Annotated in this window: 14 protein-coding genes; 4 read left to right on the forward strand and 10 right to left on the reverse strand. The window is 67.5% G+C overall.

The window, feature by feature from the left end:
- Positions 1-97 precede the first annotated feature (97 nt).
- The 8 genes from hemC to DYQ94_RS08485 all read right to left on the reverse strand — a co-directional run bounded on the left by hemC (position 98) and on the right by DYQ94_RS08485 (position 11264).
- Positions 98-1012, reverse strand: a complete 915-nt coding sequence (gene hemC / locus DYQ94_RS08450) for a hydroxymethylbilane synthase (protein WP_065032133.1) — start codon at positions 1010-1012, stop codon at positions 98-100.
- Positions 1013-1124: 112 nt separating this feature from the next.
- On the reverse strand, positions 1125-1856 hold the full coding sequence (locus DYQ94_RS08455) for a LytR/AlgR family response regulator transcription factor (RefSeq protein ID WP_016903806.1): 732 nt from the start codon (positions 1854-1856) through the stop codon (positions 1125-1127).
- A gap of 32 nt (positions 1857-1888) precedes the next feature.
- A complete protein-coding gene (locus DYQ94_RS08460) occupies positions 1889-2941 on the reverse strand; it encodes a sensor histidine kinase (protein ID WP_024937790.1) in 1053 nt (350 codons plus the stop codon).
- 4 nt (positions 2942-2945) lie between these two features.
- Entirely contained in the window at positions 2946-3611 is a 666-nt protein-coding gene (locus tag DYQ94_RS08465; protein ID WP_126965505.1) for an alpha/beta hydrolase, read from the reverse strand.
- 176 nt (positions 3612-3787) lie between these two features.
- The gene (mdoH, locus tag DYQ94_RS08470; RefSeq protein WP_046345694.1) at positions 3788-5725 is read right to left on the reverse strand and encodes a glucans biosynthesis glucosyltransferase MdoH; all 1938 of its coding nucleotides are present in this window, start codon (positions 5723-5725) and stop codon (positions 3788-3790) included.
- A gap of 1068 nt (positions 5726-6793) precedes the next feature.
- A complete protein-coding gene (locus tag DYQ94_RS08475) occupies positions 6794-8422 on the reverse strand; it encodes a M28 family metallopeptidase (protein ID WP_154833129.1) in 1629 nt (542 codons plus the stop codon).
- A gap of 148 nt (positions 8423-8570) precedes the next feature.
- The gene (locus DYQ94_RS08480; protein WP_160955209.1) at positions 8571-9551 is read right to left on the reverse strand and encodes a GGDEF domain-containing protein; all 981 of its coding nucleotides are present in this window, start codon (positions 9549-9551) and stop codon (positions 8571-8573) included.
- 225 nt (positions 9552-9776) lie between these two features.
- Positions 9777-11264, reverse strand: coding sequence for a SulP family inorganic anion transporter (locus DYQ94_RS08485; protein WP_065032137.1), 1488 nt, complete (start codon positions 11262-11264; stop codon positions 9777-9779).
- A 211-nt stretch (positions 11265-11475) separates the two neighbouring features.
- Between DYQ94_RS08485 and DYQ94_RS08490 the strand changes: the two genes are divergently transcribed.
- Positions 11476-12918 (forward strand): glycoside hydrolase family 5 protein, encoded by a 1443-nt coding sequence (locus DYQ94_RS08490; protein ID WP_047126099.1) that lies wholly within the window; start codon positions 11476-11478, stop codon positions 12916-12918.
- A gap of 307 nt (positions 12919-13225) precedes the next feature.
- Positions 13226-15358, forward strand: coding sequence for a methyl-accepting chemotaxis protein (locus DYQ94_RS08495; protein ID WP_184429019.1), 2133 nt, complete (start codon positions 13226-13228; stop codon positions 15356-15358).
- Between the two features lie 647 nt (positions 15359-16005).
- Here DYQ94_RS08495 and DYQ94_RS08500 read toward each other — a convergent pair.
- Positions 16006-18744 carry a PAS domain S-box protein gene (locus DYQ94_RS08500; RefSeq protein ID WP_425519412.1) on the reverse strand — a complete coding sequence of 913 codons (2739 nt, stop codon included), beginning with the start codon at positions 18742-18744 and terminating at the stop codon, positions 16006-16008.
- A 102-nt stretch (positions 18745-18846) separates the two neighbouring features.
- On the opposite strand from DYQ94_RS08500, the gene DYQ94_RS08505 reads away from it, so the two are divergent.
- Positions 18847-21726, forward strand: a complete 2880-nt coding sequence (locus DYQ94_RS08505; protein ID WP_160955213.1) for a M16 family metallopeptidase — start codon at positions 18847-18849, stop codon at positions 21724-21726.
- Between the two features lie 309 nt (positions 21727-22035).
- A complete protein-coding gene (locus DYQ94_RS08510; RefSeq protein ID WP_160955214.1) occupies positions 22036-22971 on the forward strand; it encodes a GAF domain-containing protein in 936 nt (311 codons plus the stop codon).
- Positions 22972-23588: 617 nt separating this feature from the next.
- Here the strand turns inward: DYQ94_RS08510 and DYQ94_RS08515 are convergent.
- Positions 23589-24608 carry a hypothetical protein gene (locus tag DYQ94_RS08515; RefSeq protein ID WP_160955215.1) on the reverse strand — a complete coding sequence of 340 codons (1020 nt, stop codon included), beginning with the start codon at positions 24606-24608 and terminating at the stop codon, positions 23589-23591.
- Positions 24609-24747 lie beyond the last annotated feature (139 nt).

The raw sequence follows: 24747 nt of genomic DNA on the forward strand, positions 1-24747 counted from the left end.
TGCGGGCGGGCATTGCGTGCGTCGCGGCCAGGTCTGGAGGTTGCGCCTGGGCGCTGGCGTCGATACCGGTCGTGTTACCGGCTGACGCGACGGCGCGTTACAGCTCGGCCAGCAGTTGCGCGGCGCCCTTGTCGAACAGGCCTTGCGCGACCAGGCGGCCGAGGGCCTCGGTGTCGTCAGCGCTGCCGTGCGCCTCGGCGTGGATCAGGCGTCCATCGCTGGCGCTGCCCACCATGCCCTGCAGGAACAGGCCCTGCCCTTCCCAACGCGCGAATGCCGCCACCGGCACATGGCAGCTGCCGTGCAGCGCGCGATTCATCGCCCGCTCCGCTTCCACGCAGGCGCGCGTGCGGCCGGCGTCCAGCACTGCCAGCAGGCCATGGATACGCGCATCGTCGCCACGGCATTCCACCGCCACCGCGCCCTGGGCCGGTGCCGGCAGCCAGTCAGGGACGTCCAGACGCGCAGTGATGCGCGCATCCAGTCCCAGCCGCTGCAGGCCGGCGCAGGCCAGTACGATGGCGTCGTAACCGCCGTTATCGAGCCTAGCCAGGCGGGTGTTGACGTTGCCGCGCAGGTCGATCAATTCCAGATCCGGGCGGGCCGCGCGCAGCTGCGCCTGACGTCGCAAGGAGGAGGTACCCACGCGTGCGCCCAGCGGCAGCGCCTGCAGGTTGGCATAGAGATTGGACACCAATGCGTCGGCGGCATCGCCGCGCTCCATGATCGCCGGCAGCACGAAGGGCGCGTCCAGCTCCATCGGCACATCCTTGAGCGAATGCACCGCGCAATCGGCCTCGCCGCGCAGCATCGCCAGCTCCAGCTCCTTCAGGAACAGGCCCTTGCCGCCGATCGCGGCCAGCGAACGGTCCAGCACCTCGTCGCCGCGGGTGCTCATCGGCACCAGCGCGACCTCCAGGCCGGGGTGGTGCTGGCGCAGCGCGGCGGCGACGTGTTCGCTCTGCCAGAGGGCGAGCGGGCTCTTACGGGTAGCGATGCGGAGCGTGGTCATCGGGCCATTATCACGGACCGGGCGCGTAACTCCTACCTGGAGCGCACGCCGGCGCCCGCAGCACAGTGCCGCGACCGAGCAACGCACCTCAGCACACGTGACAGGTCACGCACTAACGCAATTGCTCGCGCAGGCTGGCCACGCAGCGGCGGCTCACTTCCAGCGGGTGCGGCACGTTGCGCAGCACTGCGTGCACCTGGCCATCGCCGCTGCGGCGCAGTTCCACCAGCTCGGCGCGCGCGACCAGGCAATTGCGGTGGATGCGCACCAGGCGGTCGGCGAATTCGTCTTCCAGCGATTTGAGCGACTCTTCGATCAGGTCCTCGCCGCGGGCGTGGTGGACGATGACGTACTTTTCCTCGGCCTGCAGGTAGCGGATGTCGCCGATGGCGATCAGCCGCAGGCTGCCGCGCAGGCGTGCGCATAGATGCGTGCGCAACGGCGGCGGCGTGGCGCTGGGGGCGCGCCCGGCCAGGAAGGTGGCCACCTTTTCCAGTGCGGCAGCCAGGCGTTCGGGGCGCACCGGTTTCATCAGGTAGTCCAGCGCGGCGGCATCGAAGGCCGACAATGCGTGCTGGTCATAGGCGGTGCAGAACACCACCGCCGGTTGCGGCTGGCTCTGGCGCAGCAGGCGCGCGGTTTCCAGGCCGTCGACGCCGGGCATGGCGATGTCCAGCAACACCAGGTCCGGATGCAGGTGATGGCACTGCTGCAGCACCTGCTGGCCGTTTTCGGCCTCGCCGATCACTTCGACATGCGGATGTTCGCCCAGCAGCAGGCGCAGGCGCTCGCGCGCCAGCGGCTCGTCATCGGCGATCAGCACCCGCACTTGCGTGGCCGTCATGGACATCCCCCTTCGCTGCAGCGACTCCCCCGTCACGACAGCGGCAATGTGATCTCACAGGCATAGTAGCCCTCGGCCCAGCTGGCCGCCATCCGTGCCCCGGCCCCGAACTGGAACGCCAGCCGGTGCGAGATGCTGGCCTGGGCATGCCCGGCCCCGGCCACCAGCGGCAACTGGGTGCCCGGCTGCGGGGCCGGATTGACGATACGGATCTGCAACTGGTTGCCGCGCTGGCGCAGCGACAGGTACAGCGTGCCGCCCTCGGGCATGCGCGAGACGCCGTGCAGCACGGCGTTTTCCACCAGCGGCTGCAGCACCAGGCGCGGCATCGGCAGCTCCCACGGCAACGGCTCCTGCCGGTGCCAGCGCACCTGCAGGCGCTCGCCCAGGCGCAGCGATTCGATCGCCAGGTAGCGTTCGGCCAGTTCGCATTCGGCACGCAGGCTGGACATGCCTTCGCCGGCACCGAGCGCGGCGCGGAACAGATCCGACAGGTCCAGCACCGCCTGCTCGGCTACCACCGGGTCGCGGCGCAGCAGGCTGGCGATGAGATTCATGCTGTTGAACAGGAAATGCGGACGGATGCGTGCCTGCAAGGCATCGGCCTGGGCACGCGCATTGGCCTGCACCTGCGCTTCCCAGCGGTCGCTGACGTAGAAGTAGCGCAATGCCAGCGCGGTGATCAGCACCACCGTCGCCGCGCTGCCCAGGGTGAAGCGCCAGAAGCCGACCAGGGGACCGAGCGGGGCCTGGTCGAGCGCCGCGTACAGGGCGTGCACGATTCCGGCGCCGAGCATCGCCACCACCGCGGCGATCGACAGCGCGGCCAGCCCGCCCACCCGTGGCGGCAGCCGCGACAACGCCGGCCGCAGGACGCATAGCAGCACGCTGACCGCCAGCGCCAGCCATAGCGCCAGGCCGCTGGCAGAGACAAAGCGCGACAGGGTGATACTGCGCGCCGCACCGGCGTCGGGCACCAGGGTCACCACCAGCACCACCAGTTCGGCCAGGCCCAGCATGGCGCCCAACCGCGGCAGCCGGCACAGGTCCGGCATCCAGGCGGTCTGGGGCGCGTGCTGGGCCATGGCCTCAGGCGGCGGTGAAGCGCGCCTGCATCCAGGTGCGCAAGGCTTCGATCTCTTCCAGGCAGACCTGGTGGCCCATCGGGTAGGTGTGCCAGTCCAGTTCGAAACCGAGCGTGCGCAGGGTCTGCATGCTGGCCTGGCCGGCACCGAACGGCACCACCGGATCGGCGGTGCCGTGTGCCATGAACACAGGTTGGCGGGCAGCGACCGGCTGCAGCTGGCTGGCGGCCGCCGCCGGCTCGGGCAGATAGGTGGACAGGGCGATCAACCCGGCCAGCGGTACGCTGCGCTGCAGTCCGACCGCCAGGGTCACCGCGCCGCCTTGCGAGAACCCGGCCAGCAACATGCGCTCGAGGGCGATGCCGCGGGATTGCTCATGGGCGATCAATGCCTCGACCTGGGCCACCGATTCGGCGATGCCGGCCTTGTCGGCGCGTGTGGCGAAATCCATGCCGACGATGTCGTACCAGCCGCGCATGCGCACGCCGTTGTTGATGGTGATCGGGCGGATCGGCGCATGCGGAAACACGAAGCGCAGCGCCGGCCAGTCCGGGCGCACCAGTTCCGGCACCATCGGGGCGAAGTCGCTGCCATCGGCGCCCAGGCCGTGCAGCCACAGCACGGTCCATTGCGGGTTCGTTCCGGTCTCGCGTTCGATCACTTCCAGCATTGTGCAGCTCCGCTTGCGGGCCGAGCATTATGCCTTGCGCCATCGGCCAGACCGATCACGGGCCGGCCGAGCCGGACAGCCCGACCGCTCTCGCCGCTTGGTGCGCGCCGCTGCCCCGGCGCGACAGACGCGCAGATCGCAACGCGCACCGATCCAGCCATGCGCCGCCTGCGCGCTCAGATCAGCGACGGCTCCAGCGCGGCGGCACGGCGCAGCTCGGCCGCACGCACCAGTACCTTGGGCGGGTCGAGCTCTTCGGGAATGCAGAAGATGCCGGCGCGGCGCAGGGCCAGGCCGGTGCGGCGCAACGAGGTCACAGCCACGACCGGGATCGACACCGCCATGCCCACGATCACCGGCGCCATCCAGGCCGCCAGCGATGGCGACACCGTATAGGCCACCGCGCCCATGAACAGGCCGAACACGGTCAGCCCGCCGTAGCTGCGCAACAGCGCCGGCCACGACAGCTTGCCGTCGTCGCGCACCTGCGCATCCCAGCCCGAATCCTTGCCGGCCAGTACCTCGAACACGCCGCGCGACTGCAGGTACATCACCACCGGCGCCATCAGCGCCGCCAGCACGGTTTCCAGCAGGATGCTCAGCAGCGCGCGGATCGCGCCGCCGCAGGCGCGCAACTCGCGCGGGTTGAGCAGCAGCGCGATATAGCCCAGCAGCTTGGGCGCCAGCAGCACGAACATGGTGCAGACGAAGATCCAGATCGCGTTGCCCTGGCTGCTGCCATGCCAGTAACGGGCGGGCGAGAACGGCAGGTCGCCGGCCAGATCGATCCCGCCACCGGCCAGCGGAATGCCGATGCCGATCAGCATCAGCAGGCCCCACATCGGCGCAGTGAAGTAATGCCCGATGCCGATCAGCATGTGCATGCGGCTGATCCAGTGCAGGCCCTTGGCGCCGACCACCTTGGCGTGCTGCAGGTTGCCCTGGCACCAGCGGCGGTCGCGGATCAGCAGGTCGGTCAGCGTGGGCGGGCCTTCCTCATAGCTGCCCTGCAGGTAGGGCACCATGTGCATGGCCCAGCCGCCACGCCGCATCAGCGCCGCCTCGACGAAGTCGTGGCTGAGCACATGCCCGCCGAACGGCTTGCGCCCGCGCAGCGACGGCAGGCCGGCGTGATCGGCGAAGGCCTGGGTGCGAATGATGGCGTTGTGGCCCCAGTAGTTGCTCTCGGCGCCATGCCACCAGGCCACGCCAAAGGCGATGATCGGCCCGTACACGCGCCCGCCGAACTGCTGCATGCGGGCGAACAGGGTCTGCCCGTTGACCACCGCCGGCAGGGTCTGGATCAGGCCCACGTCCGGGTTGTTTTCCATGCCGGCGACCAGCCGCACGATGGTGTCGCCGGTCATCACGCTGTCGGCGTCCAGAATCAGCATCTGCGGGTAGTTGCCGCCGAAACGGCGCACCCAGTCGGCGACATTGCCGGCCTTGCGCGCGGCATTGTCGGCGCGGCGGCGGTAGAAGATGCGCCCGTGTCCGCCGACGCGGTCGCACAGCTCGTTGTACACCAGTTCTTCGGCACGGCCGATGTGTTCGCGGGTGGTATCGCTGAGCACGAAGAAGTCGAAATGCTCCAGCTGGCCGGTTTCGGCCACCGATTCGTAGATTGCCTGCAGGCCGGCCAGCAGCCGGCGCGGGTCTTCGTTATAGGTGGGCATCAGCAACGCGGTGCGCGTGTGCAGGGTCGGCAGCGGCGCTTCCGGGTCGATGCCGAGCTTGCGTCCGGCGCGCGCCACCACGGTGACGAAACCGGCCACCGCACTGGCGAAGGACATCGCGATCCAGGCAAACAGCAGCACGAACAGGCCGAGCAGGCAGCCTTCCAGCACGCTGAGGCCATCGGGCCACAGCACGCTGAGCATCACCCACACCGCCACGGCGGTGGTGGCGAAGGTGCCGCCGATCAGATAGAAGCGCCGCACGCCGATGCCGACCGGCGCGGTGCGCTGATGCGGCACCTGCAGACGGCCTTCGCGCAGGGATTGCTCGGGCATGGCCAGCGGCGCTTCCGGTGGCAGCGTGGGCTGGCCGGCGTCGAGGGCGGAAACGGGGGGAAGATCGGTTGGTGCGGGGGAAAGAGTCACAGTGCCGTCCATCAAGGCTGCCCGCCGCACGATCGCGGCAGTGTGGGCTGACGCGGGAGATCCCTACCCGCTACGCGTGGCGACGTCGCCGCATGCACCGCGGTCCGGGCGAGCCCGGCAGTGCGGGACCACGTCGCAGAATTAGCAGCTCTAAGACCACTCCGATGCACAAGCTCTCCTGGCTGCGACGATGACGTCGCGGCTCATCTTAAAGAATCGACCGTTAAAGGAAACGAAGGCCGCGCTGCAGTCTTCGCCCCACCCGACGAGGACCGCGCGGCAGACTACGCCGCAGCGACCGAACGCTACCCCAACAGATTGCAGCCTGGCACGCGTGCTGTCACGGGCGGCAAACCGCACTGTCATGTCAGACAACTGCAAGTGATGTGCCAGGACCTGCAATCGGTTGCAGCGCCAGCCTCCCGGCGCGCGCGATCACCTCAATGGAACTGAGCGAATCTGAGGCATTCTGCCGCGCGTCATGGTGTATCGGAATAAGCGATGTCGAGCTTTGCCCACGTCAGCGCAGTGCACGAAGGCTGCGTTGCGCCTGTAATCGCCGGCAAGGACACCGCACCAGGGAGTTGGTCGGCGGCCAAGTGAAAAGCTGTTGGTCGAGCGATGGACATCGGACGTTGAGCCGCGTCGTTAAATGCATCGTGCCTTGCTTGCACCATGCCCACCGGCCATCTCCGATGGTCCTTGTCCACCCACCCTCGCGGGACCTTACGCGGCATGGATGCCGCGTAAGAGCCTACACGGACGTACTTGCGGCGTGTCCCGCGAGGGTGGGCGGGCAAGGGTCTGCAGCCAGGCCGCAGATCAACTGCTCTGCGCCTTTGTCACTCGCCCGTGAGCGAGCACTGGCCCAAGGGACCAACCCTCCTATCAGCCGCTCTGCGAGCGACGCATGCGTGGCACCCGAGCGCGCGCAGACGCCCGCGGCCTCGGCCTTGAGGTAGCCGACCAGACCTGCAAGCACCGGGCACATGGCTGCAGGCAGGAGGCGGCATGCGCACATGCCGCATCGAACAGCAGCAGCGCCGCCTGATGGAAGCGCTGCCGCTGTATCGGCCGGTGTTACTTGCGCGCAGCCTCGCTGGCGTCGCGGGTGGCGCGGAACTCCGAATCGTTGCTCCAGTTCGGCCACTGGCGCGAATCGGCCAGTTGCTGGCCCAGCGCGTACAGCACGCCCAGATCGCGCGCCGCACCGGCGAAGGTCCAGTCCGGCTTCCACTCGTCGCCCTGCTGGTGATAGCGCTTGGCGGTGTAGTCGTCGGAGGCGGCCTTGCCTGCGGCCACCCCGCCTACTTCCCAGTCCTGCCCGGCCGCATACGACAGCGCCGGCACGCCACGCTTGGCGAAGGAGAAATGGTCCGAGCGGAAGAAGTACCCCGCCTGCGGCTTGGGATCGGGCGTGTAGCGCAGCTTCCACTGGCCGGCGACGGTCTTGAGCTGATCGAGCAATTCGAGTTTTGCGGTGCCGTAGATGCCGAAATCGCGCGATGGCACGAACGGGCTCATGCCGTCCATGTTGATCACCGCCACGGTGGTGTCCAGCGGATACAGCGGCTTGGAGGCGTAGAACTCCGAGCCCAGCAGGCCCTTTTCTTCGGCGGTGACCGCCAGGAACACCACCGAGCGCTGCGGCTTGGGGCCGGCGGCAAAGCCGCGCGCCAGCTCCAGCAGTGCGGCGGTGCCGCTGGCATTGTCCAGCGCGCCGTTGAAGATGGTGTCACCGCGTGCGTCCGGCTTGCCGACGCCGATGTGGTCCCAATGCGCGCTGTAGATCAGCGTTTCATCCGGATGCGTGCTGCCTGGCAGCCGTGCAACCACGTTGTGCGAGGTGATCACGTCGGATTTGACCTGGTAGCTGGCGCTCAGCCCCTGGCCCTTGAGTTCCACCGGCTTGAAGCCGCGCGTCTGCGCCTGCTTCTTCAAGGTGTCGAAATCCAGCCCGGCCTGCTTGAACAGGTCGGCGGCCAGATCGCGCTGGATCCAGCCTTCCAGGGTGGGATGCGCGGCGCGCGGGTTGTCGCGCACCACGTCGAACATGGTGTTGGTGTTGGAGCTGGCCACGGTGTCCCAGCCATAGGAGGCGGGCGCGGTTTCGTGCACCACCAGCACGCCGAGCGCGCCCTGGCGGGCGCCTTCTTCGTACTTGTAGGTCCAGCGGCCGTAGTAGGTCATGCCGGCGCCGTCGAAGGCGCCCTTGCCGGTTTCGAAATCCGGGTCGTTGATCAGCACCACCGCGATCTTGCCCTTCAGGTCCACGCCCTTGAAGTCGTCCCAGTCACGCTCCGGCGCCTTGACGCCGTAGCCGACGAACACCAGCGGTGCGTTGGCGATGTCGACCTTGGACGAGCCGTCCAGCGCGGCGCGGATGGCGATCTGCTTGCCCTGGGTCAGCGCCTGCGGCTTGCCGGCGTGCTGCAGGGCGATGGTCGGCGTGCCGACGATATCGGCGCGGCGCAGCGGCACCGCCTGGGTCCAGGCGCGCTTGCCGTCGGTCAGATCGCCGCCCGGCTGCAGGCCGGCGTCGGCGAACTGTTTGCTCAGGTAGGCAATGGTCTTTTCCTCGCCGGCGGTGGCCGGGCCGCGGCCTTCATAGGCATCGGAGGCCAGCTCCTTGACGTCGCGCGAGATGCGCGCGCCATCGAAGCTCGGCGTCGTCGCCATCAGTGCGGTCGAGACCGCCATCGCCAGCATTCCCATTGCAACGCGTTTGGTAACAACTCGCTTCACTGCAGCACCCAGGTAGTGTCCGAACAGCCCTGGAGTGTAGCCACTGCGACGTTCGATCGGGTGTGCACGGCGGCGAGCGATGCCCGCCGCCGCCGACCGGCGCCACTGCCGCTCAGAACAGGTCGACGCTGCCGACCTGCTGGGCGACCTGCTGCATCCTTCCGCTGGCCACCAGTTCGGCGTACACCTCGGTGCGATTGCGGCCGTGCTGCTTTGCCCAGTACAGCGCCTTGTCGGCCTCGTCGAGCAGCTGGCTGATCAACTGGCCGTCGGTGAGCTCGACGATGCCGGTACTGAGCGTGACCTTGCCGACCTGCGGAAACACCTGCTCGGCCACCGCCATACGGAAACGCTCGAACAGGCTCACCGCGATGTCGCGGTCCACGCCGCGCAACACGATCACGAACTCCTCGCCGCCGAAGCGGAACAGCAGATCGTCCTGGCGGAAGCAGCGCTGCATCAACTGCGCAACCAGCAACAGCACCTCGTCGCCATACAGGTGGCCGAAGCTGTCGTTGACGCGCTTGAAGTGATCGATGTCCACGATCCCCAGCCACACGCCTTCGCTGGCCGCTGCATCCGCACCACCGGCGAACAGGCGCAGGATCACATCGTCGAAGGTCTTGCGGTTGCGCAGGCCGGTCAACGCATCGCGCTGGGCATCGTCGAGCAGGCTGCGGTAATTCTGGAAAAAGCGCGCAAAGCCCTGCAGCATCACCTGTTCGGCGGCGCCGGGTGCGCGCGAGCCGCCCACGCGCAGGCAGGTGCGGATGCCGCGTGCCTCCATCATCGGGTACACCAGCAGCGCGCGGCCGTCCTGCTGCAACTGCACCACATCGCCCGGCCCATGCAGGTCAGCCAGTTGCGCGCGCAGCTGCGCGTCGTGGATGTCGGCCACCGTCAGCGACAGCCGGCCATCCTCGCGCAGCCGCGTTTCGGCCATGGTACGGCCGTCCGGTGCGATACGCAGCAACGACAGTTCCTCGGACGCGCAGACCTCGCGCATGGTGCGCAGCAGACTCAGGTCGAGCAGATCGGCATCGCGGATGGCGGTCAGGTCCACCATGCGTTCCAGCAACGGTGCCGTGGTCATTGCCGCATCCCGCGGGCAGACGCAGGCCCGCAGCGCCGGTCACGGCACGCGGGCACACCTCTCGGGCTGGAACGCACTGGCATCGCGACGGGTTACCGGCAGTCTCGATGCCGGTTCATCGGCGCTGAACGCGCGAACTTGAGTCCGCCCGCCGGCCGGCGCAGCGCACGGCCAGCCGGCGTACACGGATGTGCAGGCGCACGACCGGCCGGCGCACCAGCGCGCTTACGGCAGTGCGGACTCCAGCGCATCGTCGCCCAGCGCGTGCGCCTGCATCAGGCGCCGGCTGCCGGCATTCAGGCCTTTGACCTGGACGTCCAGCCCATGATGACGCAGCCGCTGCACCACCTTGTCCAGCGCCGCCACCGCGGTGATGTCCCAGAAATGCGCGCGGCCGACGTCGATCACCACTGCGCGGCCAGGCACCTGGCGCGCGTCGAAGGCGTCGATGAACACGTCGGCCGAGGCGAAGAACACCTGCCCGCGCACGTGGTAGGTACGCACACCGTCGTCGCCGTCGCTGTGCGTGATCTGCAGCAGCCCGGCCACCTTGAAGGTGAAGAACACCCCGCTCAACACCACGCCCACCGCCACCCCGGCGGCCAGGTTGCGGGTGACCAGGGTCACCGCCACGGTGGCCAGCATCACCACGCTGGAGGTGCGCGGATGGGTGACCACGGTGCGCAGCGAACGCCAGTCGAAGGTCTCGGCCGAGACCATCACCATGATCGCCACCAACGCGATCACCGGCACCTGCGAGACCCACGGCTTGAGCAGCACCATCAGGATCAGCAGGAACACCCCGGCGAACAGGGTGGAGAGACGGCCCCGCCCGCCGTATTTCACGTTGCCCACGGTCTGTCCGATCATGCCGCAGCCGGCAATGCCGCCGAACAGGCTGGCCGCGGTATTGGCCAGACCCAGCCCGGTGCACTCGCGGTTCTTGTTGCTCGGGGTGTCGGTGAGTTCGTCGACCACGCGTGCGGTCATCAGCGATTCGAGCAGCCCCACCATCGCGATGGCCAGCGCCGGCAGGGCGATGATGCGCAAGGTCTCCAGCGTCAGCGGCACCGCCGGCCATTGCAGGACCGGCAGCGCGTTAGGCAGCTTGCCCAGATCGGCCACCGTCTCCAGTGGCAGGTGCAACGCTGATCCCAGCACCGTCAGCACCAGGATGCACAGCAGCGGCGAAGGAATCGCCGACACGCCCGGCAGCGGCAGCCGCGGCAGGCCGTAGATGATGAGCAGGCCCAACGCCAACATGCCCCAGGTGGCCAGGTTGGCGTGCTGCAGATGCGGCAGCTGCGCGGCGAAGATCAGCACCGCCAGCGCATTGACGAAGCCGGTGCGCACCGAACTGCTGACAAAGCGCATCAGCACGCCCAGCCGCAACAGACCGAACAGGATCTGCACCGCACCGGCCAGCAGCCCGGCCGCCAGCAGATAGGGCAAGCCGTGCGCGGCCACCAGCGGTGCGGCCACCAGGGCCACCGACCCGGCCGCAGCGGAAATCATCGCCGGGCGGCCGCCGAAGAACGCGATGACAATCCCGATCACGAACGACGCGAACAACCCCACTTGCGGGTCGACGCCAGCCACGAACGCAAAGGCGATCACTTCGGGAATCAGCGCAAAGGTAGCGACCGCACCGGCCATCAGTTCGCGCGCAGGCGAGGCGCGCCATTGCGCCAGTTCGGCACGCAGAAAGGACATTGGAAGACACTCCGGGGACAGAAAGGACAGCCTGCGGACAGGCGACAGCGGCGATAGTGTGCGCGAAAGCGACCCGGCCCGCAGCCTGCGTGTGACCGGTGCGGCAATGCGCCTTTCTGTGGTCCGGATCACGCCAAACGATGCGGCCGCGGACCAAGATGCCCCCCTCACCGGGTTCGGGTGTCGAGCCGGGTTCGCTAGGGAGATCACCATGTCCATTTTCAGGACTGCCAGTACGCTCGCACTGGCCACCGCGCTGGCGCTCGCCGCCGCACCGGCCTTCAGCTACTCCATCAGCAACAACAAGATTGTCGACGACAGCGGCAAGGTGGTCCAGCTCAAGGGCGTCAACGTGTTCGGCTTCGAGACCGGCAACCATGTCATGCACGGTCTGTGGGCACGCAACTGGAAGGACATGATCAACCAGATGCAGGGCCTGGGCTTCAACGCCGTGCGTCTGCCGTTCTGCCCGGCCACCCTGCGCAGCAGCACGATGCCGACCAGCATCGATTACAGCCTCAATGCCGATCTGCAGGGCCTGAGCTCGCTGCAGATCCTGGACAAGGTGATCAACGAATTCAACGCGCGCGGCATGTATGTGCTGCTGGATCACCACACCCCCGATTGCGCCGCCATCTCCGAGCTCTGGTACACCGGCTCGTATTCCGAAGCGCAGTGGCTGGACGATCTGCGCTTTGTCGCCAACCGCTACAAGAACGTGCCCAGCGTGATCGGCCTGGACCTGAAGAACGAACCGCACGGTGCCGCCACCTGGGGCACCGGTAACGCGGCCACCGACTGGAACAAGGCCGCCGAGCGCGGCTCGGCCGCGGTGCTGGCGGTGGCGCCGAAGTGGATCATCGCGGTGGAAGGGATCACCGACAATCCGGTCTGCTCGACCAACGGCGGCATCTTCTGGGGCGGCAACCTGCAGCCGCTGGCCTGCACCCCGCTGAACATTCCGGCCAACCGGCTGCTGCTGGCACCGCATGTGTATGGGCCGGACGTGTACGCGCAGGCGTACTTCAACGACAGCAACTTTCCCAACAACATGCCGGCGATCTGGGACCGCCACTTCGGCCAGTTCGCCGGCACGTATGCGCTGCTGCTGGGCGAATTTGGCGGCAAGTACGGCGAAGGCGACGCACGCGACAAGGTCTGGCAGGACGCGCTGGTGAAGTACCTGCGCAGCAAGGGCATCAACGAGGGCTTCTACTGGTCGTGGAATCCCAACAGCGGCGACACTGGCGGCATCCTGCGCGACGACTGGACCAGCGTGCGCGAAGACAAGATGGCGCTGCTGCGGACGCTGTGGGGCACGGTGAGCAGCACCACGCCGACGCCGACTCCCACTCCGACGCCCACGCCAACTCCAACACCGACGCCGACGCCGACACCCAGCGGCAGCTTCAGCACCAAGGTGAGCGTGGACAGCCAGTGGAACGGTGGCTACTGCAACCGCGTGCAGGTCACCAACACCGGCACCGCCAGCGGCACCTGGGCGATCTCGCTACCGGTCACCGGCACCGTCAACAACGCCTGGAACGTCACCTGGTCGCAGAGCGGCAGCACGCTCAAGGCCAGCGGGGTGGACTTCAACCGCACCCTGGCCGCCGGTGCGACGGCCGAATTCGGCTTCTGCGCGGCCGGCTGATGCAATACGGCGGGCACGCGGTGCGTGTCCGCCATTACCTTGCAAGCTGCCGACAGTCTGCAAATCACCAATGTCGCGTCACCCACCGATCGCTGCATCGATGCCCATGACCTTGTAGGAGCGCCCCCGGGCGCGATGAAGCATTATCGGTAACGCCCCATCGCGCCCGGGGGCGCTCCTACATTGCAGCTGCCGCAAGCGAACGCTGCCGCAATTAGCATTCAACCCGCATGTGAATCAGCCGCTATTCATGACATAGCGCCCTACGCGCGTTCTGGATGCCGTTGCCATGCCTGTTGTCTCCCTGTTGCGTCGTCACGTTGCCAATCTCCCGCTTACCCGCAAGTTCGTGCTGTTGTGCAGCTTGTTGACGGTGGGCGTGATCCTGCTGGCAGTGGCCGCGGCCCGCCTGCAATACCTGGACCTGATCGAGGCGCGCAAGCTCAGCGTCAAGACCGAGGTGGAGATGGGCCTGACCGTGATGCAGCACTACGCAGACAAGGCCAAGGCCGGCGAGCTGACGGTCGAACAGGCCAAGGAAGCTGCACGCACCACGCTGGCGGACATGCGCACCAACGACGGGGTGGATTACTTCTTCATCGTCGACCCGCAGATGCGCATCCTGATGCATCCCAAGCGCGCCGTCGGCACCGACATGAGCGACTACAAGAGCGATGCCGGGCAGTACGTCTATCGCGACATCAAGACGGCGATCGAGCGCGGCAACGGCTTCAGTTACTACGACGCGCCCAAGCCGGGCAAGCAGGAACAGCTGCCCAAGATCAGCTATGCCAAAACTTTTCCGGCCTGGAACTGGGTATTGGTGATGGGCGTGTACGCCGAGGACATCCAGGTGCAGGCCTGGGGCTTCACCCGCACCCTGACCCTGATCGGCGGCGCCTTGGTGGCGATGGTGATCGGCCTGTGCTGGTTGATCGCCTCGGCGATGGCGGCACCGCTGCGGGCAGCATCGCGTACCGCAGAGGCGATCGCCTCGGGCCGCTTCGACAACGATATCCGGGTCGAGTCGCGCGACGAAACCGGCCAGCTGATGCACAGCATGCAGCAGATGCAGACCCAGTTGCAGCGCTTCAACGGCGAAATGCAGACCATGATCCGCCTGCAGCAGGGCGAGAACATTGCGCACCGCATTCCGGAGGATTTCCCCGGCGATTACGGCACCCTGGCGCACGGCGTGAACACGGTGGTGTTCGAGCATCTGGATGCCATCAACGAGGCGATGGACCTGATGGGCGAGTACGGCCGCGGCGATCTGCGCCGTGACATGCGTCGCCTGCCCGGCCAGCGCGCGGCGCTGCACGAAGCGCTGGACACTGTGAAGAGCAACCTGTCGGCGATCAACAGCGACATCGCACGCCTGGCCGACGCGGCCGCGCGCGGCGATTTCTCCGCACGCGGCGAGCAGGCGCGCTACCAGTTCGCATTCGCCGAAATGGTGCAGGCATTGAACCGCCTGATGCAGCAGGCCGATGCAGGCCTGGACGATGTCGGCCGCATCATGGCCGCGATTGCCGATGGCGATCTGTCGCAGCGGGTGGAATCGCATTACGAGGGCGCATTCGGCCGCCTGGCCAATGCGGCCAACCGTACGGCGATCCAGCTGACCACCATCGTGCAGGGCATCCAGCACTCGGCCGAGATGATCAACACCGCCGCCGGCGAGATCGCCAGCGGCAATGCCGACCTGTCCACGCGCACCGAGCACCAGGCGGCGAACCTGGAAGAAACCGCCGCGTCGATGGAAGAACTCACCTCCACCGTGCGCCAGAACGCCGACAACGCGCGCCAGGCCAATCAGCTGGTCAAGGGCACCGGCGAAGTGGCCGAAAGCGGCGGCCGCGTGGTGCAGGAAGTGGTCAGCACCATGCAGGCGATCACGCAATCGTCGGCACGGATCTCCGACATCATCGGGGTGATCGACGGCATTGCGTTCCAGACCAATATCCTGGCCTTGAACGCGGCGGTGGAAGCGGCACGCGCCGGCGAGCAGGGTCGCGGATTTGCGGTGGTGGCCACCGAAGTGCGCGCGCTGGCGCAGCGTTCGGCCGGCGCGGCCAAGGAGATCAAGCAGCTGATCTCCGATTCGGTGGAAAAAGTGGCGCAGGGCTCGGACCTGGTGCAACAGGCCGGCAGCACGATGACCGAGGTGGTCAGTTCGGTACAGCGGGTGACCGACATCATGGCCGAGATCACCGCCGCCAGCACCGAGCAAAGCGCCGGCATCGAGCAGGTCAGCACCACGGTGATGCAGCTGGATGAAATGACCCAGCAGAACGCGGCACTGGTGGAAGAAGCCACCGCTGCGGCACGCAGCATGGAAGACCAGGCGGCGGATCTGACCCGCGCAGTGGCAGTGTTCCGGTTGGTGCCGCAGCAGGCTGCACTGACGCAACGGCGCTCGGTGGTGCAGGCGGCTTGATGGAGGGATGTAGAGCGCCTCTCCCTGCGAGCGCGAAGGCACGGCATGCGCGCCACTGGCGCGCGTGACGCAAACGCGGGCTGGGGCGCGGAGCGGGGATTCGGGCAAGCGTGCCCGAAAGCCGCATATGCACAGAACAAGCGCGTCATCGAATCCAAAAAAGCTGACCAGACCGCAGATCAGCAGACAGCCGCACAACGTGCACGGCTCACAACCATGCATACCGACTATCCCGATGGGTCCTTGCCCGCCTACCGTCGCGGGACCTTACGCGGCATGGATGCCGCGTAAGAGCCTACAAGGACGTACTTGCGGCGTGTCCTGCGATGGTAGGCGGGCAAGGGCCCTGCAGCGACGTCACAGATCCTCCGCGCTGCAACTGAGCTATCCGCATTGCAAGTCGGTCGAAGTGCAATGCTCTAGAGCAACCAAGACTTCGACTCGCGGCGGCGTTGAGGCGTGATGCCTAATTCAAACGCTCAGTGGGTGTTGGGTAGGCCGTACCCTCATCCGCCCTGCGGGCACCTTCTCCCGGAGGGAGAAGGGAGTGCTCTGGTTGATGCGGTTTTATGGGCAAGTCGTAGCCTCGCTCGCCCTGCGGGTGCCTTCTCCTGTTGGGAGAAGTGCGTGTTGCTGCATGCGCTGCGTCAGCGCGCGGCGTCGCGTCCGGCGGTGGCACTGCCGTGGCGGGCGCGTTTGACGGCGTACATCGCTTCGTCTGCCGCGTGCATCAGGCTGGCAGCGTCGGCCTGCTGGCCGTGTTGCCAGGCGACGCCGATGCTGGACCGGATCGGCAGATGTTGCTCACCGAACATGGCGCCCGCCGCCGATGCGGCGCGGATCCGGTCTGCCACGGCGGCGCATTCGGTCTGCGGATCCTGCAGGTTGTCCAGCAGCACCACGAATTCGTCGCCGGCCAGGCGTGCCACCAGATAGCGGCCTTCGGCCGCCTGCTGCAGGCAGCGGCCGAAGGCGACCAGTACCGCGTCGCCGGCGCGGTGGCCGTGGACGTCGTTGATGCGTTTGAAGCCGTCCAGATCCAGGAACATCACCGCGACCGCGCACTGCCGCTGTTGCGCCTGGGTCACCGCAACCTGCAGCGCCTCGGACCAGGCGTGGCGATTGGGCAGGCCGGTCAGGGCGTCGCGGGTCGCACGCTCGTGCATCAGCCGATGCAGGGTCTTGTGCGCCGTGACATCCTGCGCCATCAGGAAGAATCCCTGCGCCTGCGCCGCTGCGCCCTGCATTTCCGGCACCAGGGTGATTTCCACATCGCGCGGTGTCGCGCCACCACGCAGAACGTGTTCGAAGTGGGCCCGCTGCCCGGCGCTCACCTGCGCCAGCGCAGTGCGCGCCTCCGCACCGAGCTCCTCGCCCAGTACTTGGGTGATCGCGCAGCCGACCAGACTGGCCGGCTCCACGCCGAGCCAGTCGCGATGCGCCTGGTTGGCGAACAGGCAGCGCTGCGCGGCATCGTAATGTCCCACCAGGGTGGGGGTGGCATCGCTGATCGCACGCAGCCGCGCTTCGCTTTCGGCCAGGCGCTCGGCGGCGACATGGCGTTCGGTGACGTCCTGGATCTGCGAGACGAAATGCACCGGCGCGCCGCTGCTGTCGCGCACCAGCGACACCGACAGCTGCGCCCAGATCACCGCGCCCTGCTGGCTGATGTAGCGCTTGGCCAGGCTGTAATTGTCGCGCTTGCCGTCGATCAGTTCCTGCACCAGGCGCAGGTCCATGTCCAGATCGTCGGGGTGAGTGATGGTCTGGAAGGTGGTGCGCAACAGCTGCTCGCGCGGATATCCCAGGATGCTGCACAGCGACGGGTTGACGTCGCGCCAGTCGCCATCCAGCGAGACGATCGCCATGCCCTGCGGGGCGGTTTCGAACGCACCGCGGAAGTGCTCGGCCGCCAGCTGCGCGGCGGCCTGCGCCTGCAGCTCGGCGGTGACGTCGATGGCCATTGCCAGATAGCCGGACAGTCCCTGCTGCGCGTCGTGGATGATGTTGAAGCACAGCCGGACGCGCCGCAGTCCGCCGTCCTTGCGCACCAGGGTCCAGATTTCTTCTTCGAGCAAGTCGCCTGCAGCGGCGGCGGCCAGCTTGATGTACGACGGCGGCGACAACGCCAGCGTGGCCATGTGCCGCTCCAGCTCGGCCGGCAGGTGGAACTGCGCCGGGCAGCGGCCCAACACCTCGTCGGCCGCGTAGCCCAACAGGCGCTCGGCGCCGGGGTTGAACAATTCGATGCGCCCGTTCGGATCGAACGCGATGATCGCCACATCCTGCGAGGCGTCCACCAGCGACTGCAGGCGTGCGCGCTCGCCCGCCAGCGCAGCCGAGGCATCGCGCAACTGGGTGATGTCGTGCATCACGCATACCGCACCCAATGCCGCGCCCTGGTCGCTGACCACCGGGTCGGCATTGCACAGCACGCTGCGTGCCGGCTGGCCGGTGGCACGGATCACCATCTCGGCATTACGCACGTGCTCGCCGGCCCAGGCGCGCACCAGCGGGATGGCCTCGGTGGGCAGCAGCGCACTGCCGTCGGCGTTATAGAGATCGAAGTGCTGGGCCCATTGCGTCGGCGGCAACAGGCGCGGATCGGTACCGTGCCATTGCCGTGCGGCGTGGTTGAACTCATGCAGCAGCCCGTCGCTGTCGCAGGACACCACGCCGTCGGGCATGGCTTCCAGCAAACGGCTCAGGGTCTGCCGCTGCGCCTGCGCAGCCAACCGGTCGCGACGCGCCTCCAGTTGACCGACGGCCTGCCGCGCCAGGCGGATCAGGCCTTGCTTCTGGTTTTCGTCGAGCAGCCGCGATTGGGTGCTGAGCGTGCACAAGGTGCCGTAGGCATAGCCCTCACGGCCGACCAGCGGCACGCCCGCATACGAGCGTACCCCTGGCGCGGCAGTGACCAGCGGGTTGCGCGCGAAGCGCGGATCGGCCACCGCATCGGGCACTTCCAGCAGCTCGGTCCCCATCACCGTATAGGAACAGAACGACATCGCGCGCGGGGTACCTTCCAGATCGGTGCCACAACGCGCCTTGAACCACTGGCGGTCGGCGTCCAGCAGCGACACCAGCGCCATCGGGGCGCCGGTGATGTGGGCCGCCAGCCAGGCGATATCGTCGAATTCGGCCTCCGGCTCGGTATCCAGCACCCCCAACCGACGCACCGCCTCCACGCGCAGGGCGTCGTCGGCGGGAATGGGTACGGGCGGCAACAGGACGGTCATGGCGTGATCGGCGGGCAACGTCTGGGCAAGGTAGGTCGCCCCAGGTAACGGCGAGGCGATGATCAACTTGAGCGCGTGCGCCGGGCCTGCTGGCGGGCCGGTGGTTGCCGCACCCCCACTCGCGCCGGCCCGGGCGTCCCGTCGCACGCCGCCCTGCCGGCAGCCGCACCTGCCCCCCTGCCGGACAGCATTTGCGACGCCGACAGGCAGCCACTACCCTCGGCCGATTGTCCTGCTCTGGAGTGTCACATGCTGCGTCCGCTGTCCCTGTTGATCGCCGGTGTGCTCGGCGTCGCTGCCGGTACCGTTGCTCCCGCCGTCGCTGCCGCCCCGGCCAGCCTGTCCAAGCCCGCGGCCAGCAGTGCCATTCCCGAGATCGGCTACACCCGCTTCACCCTGCCCAACGGCCTGACCGTGGTGGTGCACGAAGACCACAAGGCGCCGGTGGTGGCGGTGAGCATCTGGTACCACATCGGTTCCGGCGACGAACCGGCCGGCAAGACCGGCTTTGCGCACCTGTTCGAGCACCTGATGTTCTCCGGCTCGGAGAACAACAAGGGCAGCTTCTTCGCGCCGCTGGAAAAGGTCGGCACCACCGACATGAACGGCACCACCTGGTTCGACCGCACCAACTATTTCGAGACCGTGCCGACCACCGCGCTGGACACCGCGCTGTGGCTGGAATCGGACCGCATGGGCCACCTGCTCGGCGCGATCGGCCAGGAAGAACTCGACACCCAGCGCGGCGTGGTACAGAACGAGAAGCGCCAGGGCGAGAACCGCCCCTACGGCCGCGTGGACCAGAACATCCTGTCCAACCTGTTCCCGGCCAACCACCCGTACCAGCACGACACCATCGGCTCGATGGAAGATCTGGACGCGGCTTCGCTGGCCGACGTCAAACAGTGGTTCAACGACAACTACGGCGCGGCCAATACCACCCTGGTGCTGGCCGGCGACATCACCGTGGCGCAGGCGCGTGCCAAGGCGCTGCAGTATTTCGGCGACATCCCGTCCGGCAAGCCGGTGGCGCGCCAGCAGCCGTGGGTGACCCCGCTGGCCGCGCAGAAGCGTGGCGTGCAGCACGACCACGTCTCGCAGCCGCGCATCTACCGCACCTGGGCCGCACCGCAGCTGGGCAGCGATGCGGCGATCCAGCTGGACCTGGCCACCACCGTGCTCGGCGGCGGCAAGACCTCGCGGCTGTATCAGCGCCTGGTCTACCAGGACAATCTGGTCGATGACGTGTCGGCGGCGATCCAGCCGTTCGCACTGTCCAGCCAGGTGCAGATCCAGGCCGACGTGAAGGACGGCGTGGACCCGGCCAAGGTCGAGGCGATCATCGACGAGGAGCTCAAGAAGTTCATTGCCCAGGGCCCGACCGCCGACGAGCTGCAGCGCGCGCAGGTGGCCTACCGCGCCGGCTTCGTGCGCGGGCTGGAAAAGGTCGGCGGCTTCGGTGGCAAGGCGGTGATCCTGGCCGAGGGCCAGGTCTACCGCGGCGACCCGGGCGCCTACAAGCAGGATCTGCAGCGCGGCCAGGCCGCCACCGTGGACAGCGTCAAGCAGACCGCGGCCACCTGGTTCGGCAAGGGCGACTATCTGCTCACCGTGCTGCCGGCCGGCAAGGACTTCGACCCCGCCGCCGAAGACAAGGCGGTGGTCGCGCGTGGCGAAGAACCCGGCAAGCCGGCGCCCAGGCTGCCGGCCGCTGGCAAATACAAAACCACCGCCTCCACGCTGGACCGCAGCAAGGGCGTGCCGCAGACCAGCCAGTTCCCCGACCTGAGCTTCCCGCAGCTGCAGCGCGGCAAGTTGAAGAACGGCGTCGAGGTGATCCTGGCCGAGCGCCACACCATCCCGGTCACCCAGGTGGAGCTGCTGTTCGATGCCGGGTATGCGGCCGACCAGGGCAACAAGCTCGGTACCGCCAGCTTCAGCGCCGCGCTGATGAACGAGAGCACCGCCGCGCTGGATTCGGTGGAAGTGGCGCAGCGTCGCCAGCGCCTGGGCGCCATCACGGCGGTCGGCTGCGATCTGGACAGCTGCAGCGCCTCGCTGGATGCGCTCAACGACCAGTTGCAGCCGTCGCTGCAGCTGTTCTCCGACATCGTGCGCAACCCGGCCTTCAAGGCTGCCGACATCGAGCGCATCCGTGGCCAGTGGCTGGCCGGCATTGCGCAGGAAAAGACCCAGCCCAACAGCCTGGCGCTGCGTGCGCTGCCGCCGTTGCTGTTCGGCCAGAACCACCCCTACGGCATCCCGCTCACCGGCAGCGGCACCGAGGCGGCGATCAAGAGCCTCAACGCCCAGGACCTGCAGGCCTTCCACCGCCAGTGGCTGCGTCCGGACAACCTGCGCATCCTGGTGGCCGGCGATACCACGCTGGCGCAGATCATCCCGCAGCTGGATGCCGCCTTCGGTGACTGGAAGGCGCCTGCCACGCCGTTGCCGAAGAAGAACCTGGTCCAGGTCGCCGCGCAGCCCAAGCCGCGCGTGTACCTGATCAACCGCCCGGATGCGCCGCAGTCGGTGATTCTCGCCGGCCTGCTCGCACCGTCCACCAAGGCGCCGGACAATCTGGCGATCGGCGTGGCTAACGGCGCCTTCGGTGGCACCTTCACCTCGCGCCTGAACATGAACCTGCGCGAGAACAAGCGCTGGGCCTACGGTGCCGGTACCCGCATGCTGGATGCGCAGGGCCAGCGGCCGTACATGTTCTCCGCGCCAGTGCAGACCGACAAGACCGCCGAGTCGGCCAACGAGATCCTCAAGGAAGCCACCGCGATCATCGGCGACAAGCCGCTGACCACCGACGAGATCGAGAAGATCAAGAACCAGCGCATCCGCGCCCTGCCCGGCAGCTTCGAAACCATCGGTGCGGTGCTAGGTGCGATCGAAGGCATCGTGCAGTTCGACCGCCCCGACGATTACGTGCAGACGCTCAAGCCGCGCCTGGAAGCGATCGACCAGCCGGCCGCGCAGAAGGCCATCAAGGAAATCATCGCGCCCAACGCGATGACCTGGGTGATCGTGGGCGACCTGAAGAAGATCGAAGCCCCGGTGCGTGCGCTCAAGCTGGGTGAGGTGCAGGTGCTGGACGTGGACGGCAAGCCGGTCAAGCGCTGAGGCTGGTCAGTCGCACACCGACGGCGCGGCTTTCGAGCCGCGCCGTTGCCAGATCCGCGTACGCAACGGTGCGTGCGCGTATGAGTCGCCGGTGCCTGCGTGCAATGCGCAGGCATCACACTTGGGTTTGAAATCTCGCGCCGGCGCTTCAGTCCGCCGGTTGCATGTCCCCTAGCCTGCGCAGCGCGGCGGATGCGGATCTGAATCCGCCCTGCAGGCTGTGCTCGGGCGCATGGCAAATCCACGCGGCGTTATCGATGGTGCCGGTATCGTGGCCTCTTTCTCGCTCGCGCTTGTCCGACTTACCCGATGAAGCAAATGCCCCCGGCTGACGAAGCCTCCCGCCAACAGGTCCTGGACGGCTATCGCATCGTCGACAGCCTGCCCGAGGACACTTACCAGGACGTCGTGCAGGTGGCGGCCTCGCTGTGCGACACGCCGATCGCACTGATGTCGCTGGTCGATCGCGACCGCCAATGGTTCAAGGCCCAGCTCGGTCTGGGCATGCAGCAGACCGATCGCAGCCAGGCCGTGTGCGATCACGCCATCCGCAGCCCCGAGCAATTGATGGAAGTACGCGACCTCACCCAGGACAGCCGCTTTGCCGATGTCTCGGTCGTCACCGGCGAGACCGGCGCGCGCTTCTATGCCGGCATGCCGCTGGTCACCTCCGACGGCGTGGCGTTGGGCACCGTCTGTGTGCTCGACACCGAGCCGCGCACGCTCACCGACACTCAACGCGCCGGGCTGCAGGCATTGGCGCGCGTCACCATGCGCCTGCTGGACGAGCGCAAGCGCGAGCTGCAGCTCGAGCGCGAGGCGATCCTGCAGCCGGTGGCACCGGCGGCCGCCGATGCCGGTTATTACCTGGTGATTCTGGAAGTGCAGGAACTGGCCGCGCTGGCTGAAAAACAGAGCGAGCGGCTCCTGGGTCGCGCCTTGCAACAGCTCGACCAGGCCCTGGCCGCGCAGGCGCAAGTCAACGGCGACAGTGTGGACCGCGTGACCGACAGCGCCGAATTCATCGCCGTACTGCGCGATCCCAATGCCGAACAGAAGCTGCAGCGCCTGCGCGACATCGCCAAGCAGCAGCATGCGCACGGGCTGACGGTGCTGATCGGCCAGGCGCAGGCAACCCGTGGCGACGAGCCGATCGGGCAAGTGTTCCTGCGCGCGGAAGTCGCGCTGAGTGTCGAGAAAGACCGTTACCGCCAGAGTCTGGCGCAGGACGGCCTCAGCGCCTGATGTAGCGCGGGGCGACAGTCCGGCTGCCGGCTGATCCGCCGTTTCATGGACCTGCCCTCACAACTCCCGCTGCGCGCCTCCAACCGCGCTTGCGTCGCGGGCGCTCCGAGACACACGCGCGCTTGCCGCGAAAGCCGTGCTTTCTTACCCCGGCGGGAGGGGGCTCTAGTCCCGATACCTGACGAAGACTGCCTTACTTCTTCAATCAATCAGTTGCCAACGCCAGGTTCGGCTGCAGGGCCCTTGCCCGCCCACCATCGCAGGACACGCCGCAAGTACGTCCATGTAGGCTCTTACGCGGCATCCATGCCGCGTAAGGTCCCGCGACGGTGGGCAGGCAAGGACCAGCCAAGATGGTCGGTGTGCATGGTTTTAAACGAGGCAACCAATCAACTGTCTGGTGCGGGACCCTTGGCGGCATGGATGCAGCCAAGGAGCCTCCATGGACGGACTCACGGCGTGTCCGCGAGCGGTGAGGGCACTGCGCACTCGACTCAGTCGCGGTCACACGTCAACGCTGCGAGTGTGATCGATACGTTGCCGCCATCGGTACAGCCTTAGAGAGGTTTTGCCCGCCACTGCTGGTCAGCTGCACCCAACCGCAGCCACTGCCCCACTCACCCGATCGCACACTGCTTCAACTGGCGGTCCGCGTACCACAGCGCGCGACGGGCCAGATCGTAGGCGCTGTCGGCCTGGCGCGGCAGCATCTGTGCGGCCATCACCGGGTCGGCGCCGTTGTTCAAGGCGTGCTCGGCACGCTCCAGATCGCCCAGGTGCGTGCGCACCGGCGACAACAGGGATTTGCGTTTGGACGCATCGCAACGCGCGCTGCGCTGCTCCAGCGCGGCCAGCGCCTCGCGGATGCGGCGGCTGGCTTCGCCCTTGAGATCGGGCGGTGTCTCGTGCGCGATCGGCGCGGCCTTATAGGCATCGCCGGTCGCCTCGCTGCCCATCTCGGCCTGATTGCCCGCCAGCGCGGGGTTGAAGCGCACATCCGGCGGTGGTCGCGCCTTGGCCACCTGCGTCTGCGGCCCGTTGAGCATGTCGTTGAACTTCTTCATGCCGCGATTCATTTCCTGCATCGCCACATCGCCCAGCGTGCCGTCGCTCTTCCAGTCCTTGGCAAAGCGCGTGTCCTGGTATTGCACCGGATTGACCCGTTCCATCACGTTGCGCGCCTTGGCCTGCGCGCGTTCGTCGGCCATGCCCGGTGGCACCGCGGCGCCGGCTTGCGCCATCGAGTCGACCTGCGCATCGCGCGGCATGCGCAAGCGGCCTTCGCGGGTGTAGAGCTGGGCCGCCATCGATTCGCCAGCGGGCGCGTTGGCGGCCGCCACCTGCCGCTGCGGCGGTGGGGTGCGTGTCGGCGGTGGCGCACTGCGCGCGGATGAGGCCGCGGCAGGGGCCGCGCGCGGTGTGGAGTCGCGTTGCTGCGGCGGTGTCGCCGGCGCCGGCGCCGGCAACGTCAACTGCGGGCGCGGCACGAAATACACCTGCAAACTGTCGTCGTGTCGCACCGTGTTGCGTGGCGGTGGCATATACAGCAACAGACAGGCAAGAAAGAACAGGATGGCGCCCGTGCATGCGACAGCGGCGACATGCGGGACAAGCGTTTCCTTCCTGCGGGTAATCACAATGCGGGAGACCGATGAGATGAGAGATGCGCACGCCGCACCGTGAACCCGGTGCAGGACGCGCAAATCTAGCGGGCGTGGCGTTTGCGCGCGTTTGAAATTCGTTGTTTGGGCCGCAGGCGCCAGCCGCCATTCACAT

It is taken from the genome of Xanthomonas sp. LMG 8993, assembly GCF_009835065.2.
Classification (GTDB): Bacteria; Pseudomonadota; Gammaproteobacteria; order Xanthomonadales; family Xanthomonadaceae; genus Xanthomonas; species Xanthomonas arboricola.

Coding starts and splice junctions, on each gene's coding strand:
- DYQ94_RS08510 (WP_160955214.1), top strand. CDS start 22,036: ATGAAGCAAATGCCCCCGGCTGACGAAGCCTCCCGCCAACAGGTCCTG.
- DYQ94_RS08475 (WP_154833129.1), bottom strand. CDS start 8,422: ATGCTGGCGATGGCGGTCTCGACCGCACTGATGGCGACGACGCCGAGC.
- DYQ94_RS08490 (WP_047126099.1), top strand. CDS start 11,476: ATGTCCATTTTCAGGACTGCCAGTACGCTCGCACTGGCCACCGCGCTG.
- DYQ94_RS08485 (WP_065032137.1), bottom strand. CDS start 11,264: ATGTCCTTTCTGCGTGCCGAACTGGCGCAATGGCGCGCCTCGCCTGCG.
- hemC (WP_065032133.1), bottom strand. CDS start 1,012: ATGACCACGCTCCGCATCGCTACCCGTAAGAGCCCGCTCGCCCTCTGG.
- DYQ94_RS08505 (WP_160955213.1), top strand. CDS start 18,847: ATGCTGCGTCCGCTGTCCCTGTTGATCGCCGGTGTGCTCGGCGTCGCT.
- DYQ94_RS08465 (WP_126965505.1), bottom strand. CDS start 3,611: ATGCTGGAAGTGATCGAACGCGAGACCGGAACGAACCCGCAATGGACC.
- DYQ94_RS08460 (WP_024937790.1), bottom strand. CDS start 2,941: ATGGCCCAGCACGCGCCCCAGACCGCCTGGATGCCGGACCTGTGCCGG.
- DYQ94_RS08480 (WP_160955209.1), bottom strand. CDS start 9,551: ATGACCACGGCACCGTTGCTGGAACGCATGGTGGACCTGACCGCCATC.
- mdoH (WP_046345694.1), bottom strand. CDS start 5,725: ATGGACGGCACTGTGACTCTTTCCCCCGCACCAACCGATCTTCCCCCC.
- DYQ94_RS08455 (WP_016903806.1), bottom strand. CDS start 1,856: ATGACGGCCACGCAAGTGCGGGTGCTGATCGCCGATGACGAGCCGCTG.